General features: G+C 55.3%; 13 protein-coding genes. 7 read left to right on the forward strand and 6 right to left on the reverse strand.

The window, feature by feature from the left end:
- The first annotated feature begins 35 nt into the window (after window positions 1-35).
- From ACW8F6_RS17210 to ACW8F6_RS17235, 6 genes are all read left to right on the forward strand, one after another.
- Entirely contained in the window at window positions 36-1,298 is a 1,263-nt protein-coding gene (locus ACW8F6_RS17210; RefSeq protein WP_491577121.1) for an NAD(P)/FAD-dependent oxidoreductase, read from the forward strand.
- A complete protein-coding gene (locus tag ACW8F6_RS17215) occupies window positions 1,292-2,224 on the forward strand; it encodes a DUF1365 domain-containing protein (RefSeq protein WP_491577122.1) in 933 nt (310 codons plus the stop codon). Before ACW8F6_RS17210 ends, ACW8F6_RS17215 begins: the two co-directional genes overlap by 7 nt.
- Window positions 2,225-3,553 carry a class I SAM-dependent methyltransferase gene (locus tag ACW8F6_RS17220; RefSeq protein ID WP_491577123.1) on the forward strand — a complete coding sequence of 443 codons (1,329 nt, stop codon included), beginning with the start codon at window positions 2,225-2,227 and terminating at the stop codon, window positions 3,551-3,553.
- Entirely contained in the window at window positions 3,543-4,058 is a 516-nt protein-coding gene (locus ACW8F6_RS17225; RefSeq protein ID WP_491577124.1) for a DUF2878 domain-containing protein, read from the forward strand. The genes ACW8F6_RS17220 and ACW8F6_RS17225 overlap by 11 nt, the downstream gene beginning before the upstream one ends.
- 99 nt (window positions 4,059-4,157) lie before the next feature.
- Window positions 4,158-4,871 carry an AzlC family ABC transporter permease gene (locus ACW8F6_RS17230; RefSeq protein ID WP_491577125.1) on the forward strand — a complete coding sequence of 238 codons (714 nt, stop codon included), beginning with the start codon at window positions 4,158-4,160 and terminating at the stop codon, window positions 4,869-4,871.
- Window positions 4,858-5,190 carry an AzlD domain-containing protein gene (locus ACW8F6_RS17235; protein WP_491577126.1) on the forward strand — a complete coding sequence of 111 codons (333 nt, stop codon included), beginning with the start codon at window positions 4,858-4,860 and terminating at the stop codon, window positions 5,188-5,190. The genes ACW8F6_RS17230 and ACW8F6_RS17235 overlap by 14 nt, the downstream gene beginning before the upstream one ends.
- Before the next feature lie 118 nt (window positions 5,191-5,308).
- Here ACW8F6_RS17235 and ACW8F6_RS17240 read toward each other — a convergent pair whose 3' ends face one another.
- From ACW8F6_RS17240 to ACW8F6_RS17255, 4 genes are all read right to left on the reverse strand, one after another.
- Window positions 5,309-6,607, reverse strand: a complete 1,299-nt coding sequence (locus ACW8F6_RS17240) for a TRAP transporter large permease (protein WP_491577127.1) — start codon at window positions 6,605-6,607, stop codon at window positions 5,309-5,311.
- Window position 6,608: 1 nt separating this feature from the next.
- Window positions 6,609-7,100, reverse strand: a complete 492-nt coding sequence (locus ACW8F6_RS17245) for a TRAP transporter small permease (protein ID WP_491577128.1) — start codon at window positions 7,098-7,100, stop codon at window positions 6,609-6,611.
- The gene (locus ACW8F6_RS17250) at window positions 7,093-8,067 is read right to left on the reverse strand and encodes a TRAP transporter substrate-binding protein (RefSeq protein WP_491577129.1); all 975 of its coding nucleotides are present in this window, start codon (window positions 8,065-8,067) and stop codon (window positions 7,093-7,095) included. The genes ACW8F6_RS17245 and ACW8F6_RS17250 overlap by 8 nt, the downstream gene beginning before the upstream one ends.
- Before the next feature lie 85 nt (window positions 8,068-8,152).
- Window positions 8,153-9,070 (reverse strand): sugar kinase, encoded by a 918-nt coding sequence (locus ACW8F6_RS17255; RefSeq protein WP_491577130.1) that lies wholly within the window; start codon window positions 9,068-9,070, stop codon window positions 8,153-8,155.
- A gap of 292 nt (window positions 9,071-9,362) precedes the next feature.
- Here ACW8F6_RS17255 and ACW8F6_RS17260 point away from each other — a divergent pair, with 292 nt between their 5' ends.
- Window positions 9,363-10,070 (forward strand): FadR/GntR family transcriptional regulator, encoded by a 708-nt coding sequence (locus ACW8F6_RS17260; protein ID WP_491577131.1) that lies wholly within the window; start codon window positions 9,363-9,365, stop codon window positions 10,068-10,070.
- Window positions 10,071-10,228: 158 nt separating this feature from the next.
- On the opposite strand, the gene ACW8F6_RS17265 is transcribed toward ACW8F6_RS17260, so the two are convergent.
- Window positions 10,229-11,713: a mannitol dehydrogenase family protein gene (locus ACW8F6_RS17265; RefSeq protein ID WP_491577132.1), complete on the reverse strand. Its 1,485-nt coding sequence runs from the start codon at window positions 11,711-11,713 to the stop codon at window positions 10,229-10,231.
- A 6-nt stretch (window positions 11,714-11,719) separates the two neighbouring features.
- Entirely contained in the window at window positions 11,720-13,114 is a 1,395-nt protein-coding gene (gene uxaC / locus ACW8F6_RS17270; protein WP_491577133.1) for a glucuronate isomerase, read from the reverse strand.
- Window positions 13,115-13,149: the final 35 nt, after the last annotated feature.

A 13,149-nucleotide genomic window follows, 5' to 3' on the forward strand; every position in this document is an offset into this window, starting at 1 on the left:
TATTGCCGCGTCTGGGCGGGCACTAAGGAGCGTGTGTGAAAATTGCCATAATTGGCTCCGGTATTTCCAGCCTAACGGCCGCCTACCTGTTGGCCCGTCAACACGAGGTATGGGTCTTTGAGTCCGATGATCGCATTGGCGGCCACACGGCCACAAAAACTGTGTGTCTCGACGAGGAAAATCACGCTATCGATACCGGTTTTATCGTTTTTAACGATTGGACTTATCCAAGCTTTATTCGCTTGATGAACGAGCTGGGGGTGCAGTCGCGTCCCACGGAAATGAGCTACAGCGTGACCGATGACGCATCGGGCATGGAGTACAGTGGAACCAATATATACACCTTATTTGCTCAGCGCGGCAATCTACTGAAGCCCCGCTTCTGGGGCATGCTGCGCGACATTATGCGCTTCAACCGAGAGGCGCTTGCCGATTGGCAAAATAACCGCATAGCGGCCCATGTCAGCCTGGGCGAATATTTGCAAAGCCATGGCTACGGTGAAAAATTTATTCACCATTATCTGGTTCCCATGGGCGCGGCGATATGGTCATCGGGCGATCAGGTGATATTGGAATTTTCCGCCGCATTTTTTATCCGATTTTTTCACAACCACGGCTTGCTGAGTGTTACCAACAGGCCGCAGTGGCATACCTTAGTGGGCGGTTCCAGCGCCTACCTCGAACCGCTAACAAAGGGCTTTAAACATCGGATTCGTACCAGTGTGACCATTGCACACATCGCGCGTCGCTCCGAAGGTGTTCACATCGTCTGTGAGGACGGGGAAACCCATCGGTTTGATCAGGTCGTCATAGGTACCCACTCGGATCAGGCGTTAAATCTCCTCGCCGATGCCACAGACGATGAGCGCTCGATACTGGGCGCTATTCCCTATCAGGCCAACGACGTGGTGCTGCATACAGACAGTGCGCAATTGCCGTCTAGGCGTGCGGCCTGGGCCAGTTGGAACACTCGCCTGATCGCCCCTAAACTCGGGGCGCCGCACGAGCGCCCGGTGCTCACCTACAACATGAATATTTTGCAGGGATTGGTTTCCCGTCACACCTTTTGCGTGACGCTCAATCACACCCAGGCTATCGATCCGGAGAAAATATTAGGCGTTTATCGCTACCACCATCCGGTATTTACGGTTCAAGGCGCGCGGGCGCAACAGCGCTGGCAAGAGATCAACGGTGTGAATCGCACCTGGTTCTGCGGTGCCTACTGGGCAAACGGTTTTCACGAAGATGGCGTAGTGAGTGGTATTCGCGTTGCCGAAGGTTTGGGTTGCCCATGGTAGAAAATATCGGTGCTCAACGGGCGACACAGGCGCTGGCCAGCGGCATCTATAGCGGCCGGCTAATGCATGCGCGCTGGGCACCTAAAGCGCACCGGTTTTCCTATCAAGTTTTCATGGCCTATTTGGATCTGGACGAGCTGGATTTACTGTGTGGCCGCTCGTGCTTTTGGTCCTGTACTTGGCCCGCGCTGTTTTGGATTCGCCGCAAAGATTACTTCGGCTCGCCGGCTGTGTCGCTTAAGCAGGCGGTGTTGGACAAAGTGGAGTCCGCCTTGGGTTTTCGCCCCGCCGGCCCCGTGCGTATGCTGACTAACCCGCGGTGCTTTGGGGTGCGCATGAATCCCATTACCGTTTTTTACGTGTTTGATGCCAGCGGCGTCGCGCTGCAGGCAGTGCTTGCAGAAGTGACCAATACGCCCTGGGATAAGCGCCATGTTTATGTACTCGACTACCGGCGCGGCGCGGCCGATCAGTGGGTGTCTTTCGGCAAGGAATTACACGTGTCTCCATTTATGCAATTACAGCAATTTTATCGATGGCGCACACATCTGCCCGGCAACGATGTGCGTATTGTCTTGCAGAATCACGCGCAAGGCGACTTGCAGCCGGAGGAATTACCTAGCACCCGAAAGGTTTTTGAGGCGAGTCTGGTGTTGCAGCGCGAGCCCGCCAGCCGCAGTGTGTTAAATGGGTTGGCGCTGCGTTTTCCCTGGATGACACTTAAGGTGCTGCTGGCCATTTATTGGCAAGCGCTGCGCCTGTGGATAAAGGGGGCGCATTTCTACCGCTATCAATCAACCGATAGCGCCAAGGCTGGTCAGGGCGCGCGGACAGCTATTGTCAAAGATACCAGTGCGCACACAGACCAAACCGATGCTTGCGTGATTCAACCCAAGTATGTATCTCATAATTCGCAGGAGAGCTAGATGGCTTCAGTAAACAAAGCGACCCACGCGCAGGCAGAATCCGTTTCGGGCGCGGCAACGCAAGTGCGCGGCCAGGCTCGGCAGATGTCTCTCGGCCCACTGCAGCGTTTGAGCCGGCGCCTGGTGCTTAAAGCGCTGGATTCACTGGCCCATGGGCATCTGGTGATTGAAGAACGCGGTCGGAGACATTGCTTTGGCGATCCACTGGCGCCGCTGCATGGCGTGGTGCATGTACATAATCCCGATTTTTACCTGGCGTTGCTCACGTCTGGCACAGTCGGTGCGGGTGAGTCTTATATGCACGGTCACTGGAGTAGCCCTGACTTGGTTTGCGTCGTGCGGGTGATGAGCGCCAACCTGCAGACCACTAATGGCCTAGATGCCGGCTGGACCAACCTGAAAAGTCTTGCTCTTAAAGGTTTTCATTGGTTGCGGGAAAATTCTCGCACGGGATCGCGCAAAAATATTGCCGCGCACTACGATTTGGGGAACGATTTTTTTGAACTGTTTCTCGATCCTACAATGATGTACTCCGCCGCAATTTTTGAATCGCAAGAAAGCAGTCTCGAACAGGCGGCCTTGGCAAAACTAGCGCGTATTTGCCAGAGGCTGCAGCTCACCCCAGACGACCACCTGCTGGAGATCGGCACCGGGTGGGGAGGGATGGCAATTTACGCGGCCAAGCACTACGGTTGCCGTGTGACCACAACAACGATTTCCAAAGAGCAGTACGACTACGCCTGCGCTTGGGTGGCGCGCGAAGGTCTGCAAGACCGAATTACACTCCTGTTAGAGGACTACCGCGATCTCACTGGCCAATACGACAAGCTTGTCTCTATTGAAATGATTGAAGCGGTGGGGCACAAATACTACCCGACCTATTTTTCCGCTTGCTCCAGGCTGTTGAAGCCACAGGGGTTGATGCTTATTCAGGCCATTACCATTGCCGATCAGCGCTTTGACTTTGCCACCCGGAATGTAGACTTTATTCAGCGTCACATATTTCCCGGTGGCGCCTTGCCTTCTGTTAGTGTCATTGCCGACTGTGTGCGCAACCATACCGACATGCAGTTTATTGGATTGGAGGACATAGGATTTCACTATGCTGAAACCCTGGCGCGCTGGCGTGCCCGATTCTGGGCGGCCATTGCCGACGTGCGCAGTTGCGGCTTTGACGAAGTGTTTGTGCGCATGTGGGATTTTTATCTGAGCTATTGCGAAGGCGGCTTTCGCGAGCGAGTCATTAGTACCGGTCAAATCTTAATGGCCAAACCGCTTGCGCGACAACTTCCAGCATTGCCATTGCTTGTCGCCCAACGTGCGAGATAAATGGCTTGGCTCGCGCGCACGCACCATTGTCAATGCCCTGAGCTTTCAGTGTCTTTGGTGGGCATTGATTGTTACCCATAGTCCCGCAGCGGTACTGATAGTAGGCGTCTATCTGGTGCTGCACTTTACATTCATCGCCCAGACACCTGGCCGCGAAGCAATGTTAATCTTTGTTGGCAGCGCGTTGGGCATCGCCGCGGATTGGGTTTGGTTTGAAGTGGGGATACTGCGGGCAAGCGGCGGCTACCCCCTGTGGTTAGCGGCCATGTGGCCATTATTTATGTCTACCCTGTATCACAGCCTTGCTTGGCTACAGCACCATGCCTTCTGGGCTGCCCTATTGGGCGCATTAATTGCGCCTTTTTCCTATTGGGGTGGCGCGATATTTACGCCAATTTTCTTTCCCAATACCGCTCTCGCGATGCTGGCCCTAAGTGGGTTTTGGCTGATTTATCTGCCGGTCTGCTATCGCATCACATTGTTGCTAGACGCCCGCGCCCGCTAGAGTAGTGCGGCAAATCCAATTCCAGGGTTGCGCACTTTAATGTTGTGCGATAGCGCGAGCCATTCGTCCTACGACGACAGCTATAGGTGAGGAGCGTAAATGGCCCATTTGACAAGGCGAGCATTTTGGCAGGGTATGTGGGATTGCAGCCCCTTTGTGCTGATTATCGCGCCCTTTGGACTATTGTTTGGCGTGGTGGCCAGCGAGGCGGGTCTGAATTTGATCGAAGTATTGTCAATGACAATTTTGGTGATTGCGGGCGCCTCCCAGTTTACCGCGCTCGCATTGCTCACTGAGCAGGCCCCTACGCTCGTTGTCATAGTCGCAGCACTCGCCGTGAATTTGCGCATGGCAATGTACTCAGCCGCGTTGGTTCCCCATTTAGGGAAGGCGCCATTGGGCGTGCGGGCATTGGCGGCCTATTTCATGGTAGATCAATCCTTTGCGGTAGCCATTAAAAAATACCAGACAGAGCGCAACTATTCACTTGCCGAGAAGCTGGCCTATTACTTTGGCTGCGCTGCAGTAATTTGTCCCTTCTGGTATGGATGCTCTGCCATGGGTGCACTGGTGGGGCAGGCAATACCCAAATCCTATTCGCTAGACTTTGCCATTCCTATTTGTTTTATCGCGCTGGTTGCGCCCATGTTGCGCAGTCTGCCGCACATGATCGCCGCACTGGTGTCGGTGGTGTGCGCGCTATTGCTGTCGTGGATGCCTTACAACCTCTGGTTGATTGTGACGGGCTTTATCGCAATGGCTGCCGGTGCACAATCCGAATATTGGCTGGAGGCACGCCGTGCAAAACATTGATACGACAACCCTATGGATCGTGATTATTTGCCTCGGGCTTGGAACCTATCTCATTCGGTTCTCGTTTTTAGGCATTGTGGGTAACCGGGAAATACCCGAGTGGATTCAGCGTCATTTACGCTACGTGGCGGTGGCGGTATTGCCCGCACTGATCACGCCTATGGTTATCTGGCCCCAGGCAACCGGTGGCGAGCCGGACCCTGCGCGGCTAATAGCGGCGCTACTCGCCTTTGCCGTGGGTATTCGTGTCAATTCGGTCATAGGTGCGGTTGCCGCGGGCATGCTGGGTTTGTATTCGGTGCAATACCTACTGGCTTAACCGCGCGCCGGTAGTTGCGTAAAAAGGCCGGCTAACTGAGCCGCGGCTGAATTCGCAAAGTGATACGAGTGCAGCCGTGGCTCAGCGCCGGCAAGGTGCAAAAAATATTTATTTGGCGTTAAATCAGGCCCAGTAGGCTTGGCAGCCACTCGCTGATTTGCGGAACCAGGGTCACCAGAGCCAGCGCCGCCAGCATGGCGAGATACAATGGGATTATGGGTTTAATAATGTCAGCAATACTGACTTTGCCAATGCTGCAGCCCACGAATAACACACTGCCCACTGGTGGCGTACACAGACCGATCGATAAATTCAAAATCATCATGATGCCAAAATGCAGGGGTGACATACCCAATGTTTCGGCAACGGGCAGCAAGATAGGGGTAAAGATCAACACCGCCGGTGTCATATCCATGAAGGTGCCAATAACTAATAACAATCCGTTAATGATCAGTAGAATAATCGCTTCATTTTCTGTGAGTGCCAGTAGGCCCGCGCTGATAAATTGCGGAATGGTCGCAAAGGACAATAACCACGACATGGCGGCCGACGCCCCGATCAGCAGCATCACGATGGATGTTGTTATCACCGATTTGGCCAAAATCTCTGGCAGTTGCTTTAAAGATATTTCTCGGTAGACGCCGACGGCGAGCGCCAGCGCATAGAGTACGGCAATGGCGCCGGCCTCTGTGGGTGTAAACCAACCGAGAATGATGCCGCCAATCACCAAAAAAATTAGCAGCAAGCTGGGCAGTGCACCTATGAGCCCACGGCGCAGGGATACCAGAACAAGGCTAGCTTTGGGTCGAATACCGCTGCGCTTAACGTATATAAAGGCCGCAGCCATCAACAGGCTGGCCACCAATAGGCCGGGTAAATAGCCGGCAATAAACAGCGCCGCAATGGAGACGCCGCCGCTGGCGAGCGAATATACAATCAATATATTGCTCGGCGGGATAAGCATACCCGTGGTCGACGCGGTGACAGTTACGGCGGTGTTAAAGGCTTTGGGGTAGCCCTCGCGATTCATGGCTGGAATCATAAACCCACCTATGGCCGAGGTGGCGGCGACGGCAGAGCCCGAAATAGAACCAAACAATGCGCAGGCAATAATATTGACAAAGGCTAAGCCGCCAGGCAATCGCCCCACGATGGCCAGCGCAAAGTCGATGAGTCGGCGCGCAATGCCGCCCTGACCCATCAAGTATCCCGAAAGTATAAAGAACGGTATGGCGAGCAGCGCAAAGCTATCGATGCCGGCGCTAAGGCGTTGCGCAATAGTCGTCACCGCTGGCAGCGGGTCGATGGTCACCAATAGCGAAGCAAGTGTCGCCAGCCCAATGGCAATGGCGATAGGGACGTTTATTGCCAGAAGAATGAAAAAGCACAGGATAAGTACCAGTGTCGTTAGGGCCATGTTAGTGCGCTCCCGCTATTGTGGTTGGCTGTTGCATGGCCTCGGCACTGAACAGGCACATCAGCACGCCACTGGTTGGAAGTACTGCATACACCGCAGCCATGGGCAGACCCAAGGAGGGCGAGGTTTGTCCCAGGTCCCAAGTGAGCAACATCAGATTCCCGCCACCAACGACAAAAATTGCCAGCGCAAACAGGGCGCAGCAGGCATGCACAAGGAAGTGGAGGCGACGCTGTGCACATGGTCTGATTTTTTGAGTAAGCAGGTCGATGCCTAAATGCATTTTTTGCCGATAGGCGTGCACAGAACCCAATAGTCCAATCCAAATTAAGAGGAACCGCGCCATTTCTTCGGTCACTGAACTGGGCACATTGAAGGCGTAGCGGGTGAGTACCTGCCAACTCACCGTCAGCACTAGAATCGCCAGTAGTGTGCTTAAAAAATGCGATAGAAAATTGTCGATAGGCCGACAAAGGGCGGATAATTTAGTCATTGAGCGGCTCCTCTGTGTGACTCGTCGGTGCTTCAGCTAGTGCCTTGATACGAGCAATGAGCGGCGCCAGCTCAGTTTGCTTTGCGAGGTAGGCCGCCACGCTGCGCTGAAATGGGGTTTTATGGGGGTGAATAATTTTAACGCCGGCTTGGGCCACGGCCACTAGGGCGTCTTCGGTGGCCTGCGACCAGAGTTGGCGCTGGTAATCTGTGGAGGCCCGCATGGCCTGCTGCAACCAACGCTGTTGTTGCGGGTTTAGCTGATTCCATGCGTGGGTACCGATGACGATGACATCTGGAATCGTGGTGTGTTCATCGAGCGTGTAATATTTGGATACTTCGTAATGCTTGGACAGATAAAAACTGGGAGGGTTATTTTCTGCGCCATCTACCACGCCCTGCTGCAACGCAGTGTAGAGCTCACCCCAGGACACAGGCGTTGCAGAGCCGCCCATGGCGCGCACCATATTTACGGCACTTTGGCTGTTCATCACGCGAATCTTAAGGCCGGCGAGATCGGCGGGGCTGTAGACGGGTGCGTGCGTGGCGTAAAAGCTGCGGCTGCCGGCATCGTAGTAGCCCAGACCTCGAATACGATAAGGTGTTCCCGCAGCCAGAAGTTCTTGGCCCAGCGGCGATTCGAGCGTGCGCCAAAAATGTGCTGAGTCTTCAAACAAATAGGGCAGGCTAAACAATTTCATTTGGGGCACAAAGGCTTCAAGTGAGCTGGCTGAGACTTTAGTCATCGCCAGGCTGCCGATTTGCAACAGCTCAATCACCTCGCGCTCGCTACCCAGTTGGCCCGAGGGGTAGATTTGTAAGCGCATTTGACCCTCGGACAGCGCGTGCAGTTGCTCGTTCATCTGCTCAAGGGCCAAATGGACAGGGTGTTTAATATCCAGGCTGTGTGCCACGTTCAGCGTTATCTGTTCGGCTGTTTGGCTGCAGCCCAGGAGAGACGTCGCCATGATTGCAGCCACAGCCGGCGGGCAAAGCGCGCGCCGGGCTCTGTTGCGCAAGCGATAAAAAGTTGCGTAAACAAATGTCATTGCGTTAACCATGGGCAAGTGCTCCTTTGAAGAGGGAGAGGGGCACAATTGCGCCTGGGTGCTGAATTACGAGTGCAGCGCAGCAGGAACCTTGAAGGACGGCGTCCTCTGGCGATTCATTTAATAGACGCGCAGCGAGGTAGCCGCCATTAAAGGAATCGCCGGCGGCCGTGGTGTCGCGTGGGGTGACGCGCTCGGGCACGGGAATGGTGCGGTGAAGCTCGGGTGTATACACACGGCTACCGGCCTCCCCCTGTTTGACGATCACTTCCTGACATCCGTGCGCGCGATAGCGTTCAATGCAAGCGTCGGCGCTGTGCGGGCCCCAGAGTAAAATCTCGTCGTCGTAACTGGGCAGGGCGATGTCTGTGTGCGCCATCATGGCGCGCATAACGCCCTGGGCCTGGGCGCTGCTCGCCCAGTTGCGCGGGCGATAATTAATATCGAACGCAACGCGTCCGCCTTGGCTGCGGTAATGGGCCAGGGCCACAAATAGATGTTCGCGCACGGTTTCGGAATAGAGCGACAGCGTAATGCCGCTCAGGTACACGATATCGTATTCGCACAGAGCCCCGAGCAGCTGTGGCGCCACCTCAAAGAGCTCGCGAGCCGGCGCCTGGTTGCGCCAGTAATAGAAGCTTCGCTCACCCTCCGTGTCAGTCTCAATCAGGTACAGGCCCGGGGTGCGGTCGGCGAGCTGGATCACCCGGTGGGTTCCAATGCCTTCGCGCTGCCACTGGGCAATCATTGCGTTGCTGAAACGGTCTTTGCCGAGGACCGTTAGAAAGTCTACCTGCGCGCCAAATCGGGCGAGGTAAACAGCCGTGTTCAGGGTGTCGCCCGCATAGCTAAGGGTAAAGTTATCGGGTCCATTGGGCGCAAGCTCGATCATGCATTCGCCCACAGTGGCTATTTTCGGCATAGTGATGTGTCTATCCGGTTATTGAGAGCAATTCAGCGGCCAGAGCAAATAATAATTGGTCATGCCACTTGACCATACTAAAGCGAACAGAGGGCTTAAATCAAGGCAATGCTTCTCTATTTGGCACTGATTGGCTAGTATGGTTGCTGCAGGGGGACAGATGGTCAGATAGATTTTTATTGCCCGCCATGGGCGTTAAGCCTGCCTTGTTCCCAGTGAATACTCTCGGTGGGTGCCGAAGAGGCCCGGCGAGCCACCGAACTATTACCCATATGATCGGAGCACTAACGCAGTGGAATTGCAAACCGTAAAAGCAGAGCGCTTGTACCTTAAAGTGGCGGAACAATTGTCGGGACTCATCGCCGACGGTTCAATTAAACCGGGCGAACGCTTGCCCTCTGAGCGAGTGCTTGCAGATAAGCTGGGCGTTAGCCGCCCCACCATTCGCGAGGCCATGATTGCGCTGGAAATTTCGGGTGTGATCGAAATTCGCACCGGTTCAGGCATTTACGCCACGAAAAAACAAGCACAGCAGCCTCAACTCGAATTGGGCGACAAGGGTGTTGGGCCCTTTGAAATTTTGGAAATCCGATTCATTGTGGAATCTGAGGCCTGCGCCTTGGCCGCAGCGCGGATTACCCCCGAGCAGGTGGCTAGCTTAAAAGTGGCGCTGGCGGAAATGGAAGAGGAAGAAAAGCGGCCGGATGCCTCGGAGCAGGCCGACTGGAAATTTCACCGCATTATCGCAGAGGCAACACAAAACAGCGCAGTTATCAGTATTGTCGATTGGCTGTGGCAACTGCGTAATCAATCGGAATTGAGCACTGCCTTTATGGAGCGGCTGCGCAGTGGTGGGGTGCACCCGTCCATTGAAGACCACAAGAAAATTATTTTGGCCTTGGAGCAGCGGAATCCGGAAAAGGCTCGCGCGGCAATGCGCAATCACATCGACAACGCCACCACCGCAGCGGCGACCTATTTTGGCAAAGACGGCGAATAGCCTCGGTTGTCGTCTGTACATACACCCCTATTAATTGCCCGTACAGGTCGCATTTAATCGGGGTGTGCTCAGTTTTTATCTCGCTTGCCGGCTCCCTTGCTACTGTCAATGCCGCACCAACTCCGGCATTGACGGTCAGGCGCTCGCTAGCGACTGCTTCAGAGTAACTCGGCTAAGGCGTCGACAGTATTGCCAGTATGCAGCGCGGCGTAACTGCGAAAGATTGCCTGGACAAAGGAGGCGTGGCTGAGCAGTGCGATGGGAAAAATACCGGCGTGTGTGAGCAGGGCATGGCACTGTTCGGGAGTAGGAAAGTCGCGTTGTTGCGCTTGTTTTCGCATCATCTCTAACAGCTTGTGGCTGGCTGGGTCATTCACGTCATAGCCATTGTGCGGGTGGATACTTTTCGCAAGATAGGCCAGCCAGGCGCCCACTAGAATGGCGATGGGCGTCGCGTCCTGGCCCTGTGCGAGCAATTGTGCGGCGGGTGCCAAAGCGCGCTGCGGCAACTTTTGGATGCCGTCTGAGGCGACTTGGGCGCAGGTGTAGGGCACCTCCGCATTGCCAAACCGGTCGAGCAAATCCGCACAATAGCGGCTGAGGTCAACGCCTGGCAGGGCTGCCAAGGTGGGCAACATGGCGTCGCGCATTAACGCCTGCACCAGCCGGCGAATGGCTGTGTCCTCGACGGCTTCGTGAATATAGGTATGGCCCGCTAGGTGTCCGAGATAGGCAAGGGCTGAATGACTGCCGTTCAGCAGGCGCAACTTCATATGCTCATAGGGCGCGACATCGTCGACCACCAATGCGCCGGCCAGGGCCCAGTTGGGTGTGGGGGCTTTAAAGTTGTCTTCGATGATCCATTGGCGAAAGCGCTCCGACAAAAGGGCGCCGGCGTCTGCATAGCCCACCGATCCTTCAATGGCGTTGCGGTGGGCTCCGGTGGTGGCGGGTACAATCCGATCCACCATGGTATTGCAAAATCCAACCTGTTCGTCAATCCACTGGGCCAAAGCGGAATCCACCAAGCGCGCGGCGGTCAAAAGTGCATCGCGAAGCAGGTGCGCATTGTCTGGCAAGTTGTCGCAACTGAGAACATTTAATCCAGGCCCCTGCTGATGCATGCGGCGTTTACAGGCGCCCAACAAGTAGCCAATGACGGTACGCGGAGCGCCTGGGTGGGTAATGTCGTGTTGAATGTCGGGGTGGTTGAGGTCGAGCGAACGGGTGCCGGGTTTCAGGCAGTAGCCCTTTTCGGTAACCGTTAAGGTGACCGTGCTAATTGTCTCACTAGCCAGCGCCCTTAGCACCGCCTCTGGATTTTCCGGCGCTACGAGTACCTGTTCAATGGCGCCAATGACACGGTGAGACGCGCCGTGCTGATCCTGTTCTTTGAGTGTGTATAAAAATTGCTGCGGTGCCATTTTATCGCGCATACCGGGATTGCGTAGACTTACGGCGATAATGCGCCAATGGCCGTCGGTTTTGGCAAGAATGTCGTCCACATAGACCGCCTGGTGGGCGCGGTGAAAATTGCCGATGCCCAAGTGCACAATACCGGCCTTGCGGGTTGTGGGTGCGTAGGCGGGTGCACTTACTGTGTCGTTGAGTGTATCGAGTGTTTTATAGGAAAGCGTGCTCATAGGTGTTTATAACTTGTAGGCTTTTTTGGCGAGTGTATAGCTCAGATCGTGCGCGAGTTCAGCGGCATCCTTCAGGCTGATTCTGTGCTCTGCCACCAACTGCGCCAAAAAATTGCAATCCATACGGCGGGCCACATCGTGGCGGGCGGGAATGGATAGGAAGGCCCGGGTGTCGTCGTTAAAACCCACGGTATTGTAGAAGCCGGCGGTTTCTGTAATTTGTTCGCGGTAGCGGCGCATGCCCTCTGGACTGTCGTGAAACCACCAGGCCGGGCCGACTTTAAGTGCCGGGTAGTGGCCCGCCAATGGCGCCAGCTCGCGGCTATAGCTGGTCTCGTCCAGCGTGAAAATAATCATTGAGAAATTGGGGTTGTTGCCGAATTTGTTTAGCAGTGGACGCAACGCCTGCACATACTCGGTTTGCAGCGGGATATCGGCACCCTTGTCGCGCCCATAGCGATGGAACAGCGGCCCGTTGTGATTGCGATAGCAGCCGGGGTGAAGCTGCATAACCAAACCGTCTTCCACACTCATTGCAGCCATTTCGGTCAGCATCTGGCCGCGGAAGAGATCGGCTTCTGCGGCCGTGATACTTTGGGCGCGCGCCCGCTGAAAAAGCGATTCGCACTCGGCGAGCGAAAGATCGGCGGTGGTGGCAGTGGGGTGTCCGTGATCGGTTGCAGTGGCGCCGTGGGCAATAAAATGCTGTCGACGCGCGCGCAGTGCGCCCAGAAAGCCGCTGAACCGCTCTGTGTCTTCTCCGGTTAGATTCGCCAAGGCTTGTAGGTTGTCGCGCCAGTTGGGTTGCTCGGGATCGAGCAGGTCGTCGGGTCGGAAGGTGGTAATGACCCGGCCGGTCCACTGGCTTTCCCGGATTGCGCGGTGGTGCGCCAGCGGGTCGAGCGTTCCCTCTGTGGTGGCAATTACCTCAATGTTAAAGCGCTCAAACAAAGCTCGGGGCCGAAATGCCTCGGTGTGCAATTGCTGATTAAGGGTGCGGTAGTAATCGGCCGCCGTCTGGGGTGTGAGCGGTTCGGTAATGCCAAATACCTCTTGGAACACATGGTCTAGCCACAGGCGCGACGGCGTACCGCGAAAGAGGTGGTAGTGTTGTGCAAAGAGTTGCCAGGCGTGTTCGGGATCTGCCTCGGCCCCAATACCTAGACGCGCGAGCTCAATGCCTTGGCTATACAGCATCCGAAACACATAGTGATCGGGTTGAATCAGCAGTTCTGTGGGGTTTGAAAAACACGTGTTGTTTGCAAACCACGCTGGATCAGTGTGGCCGTGGGGGCTGATGATCGGCAGGTCTTTTATCTGTGCATACAGCTCGCGCGCAATAGCTCGGCTTGTTTGGTCCACAGGAAACAGGCGGTCTGGGTGCAAAAGCGTCACAGGCACTCCTCAAATTTTTCTAGTGTAATGGCAGCGGTCGA

Source organism: Simiduia sp. (assembly GCF_058345725.1).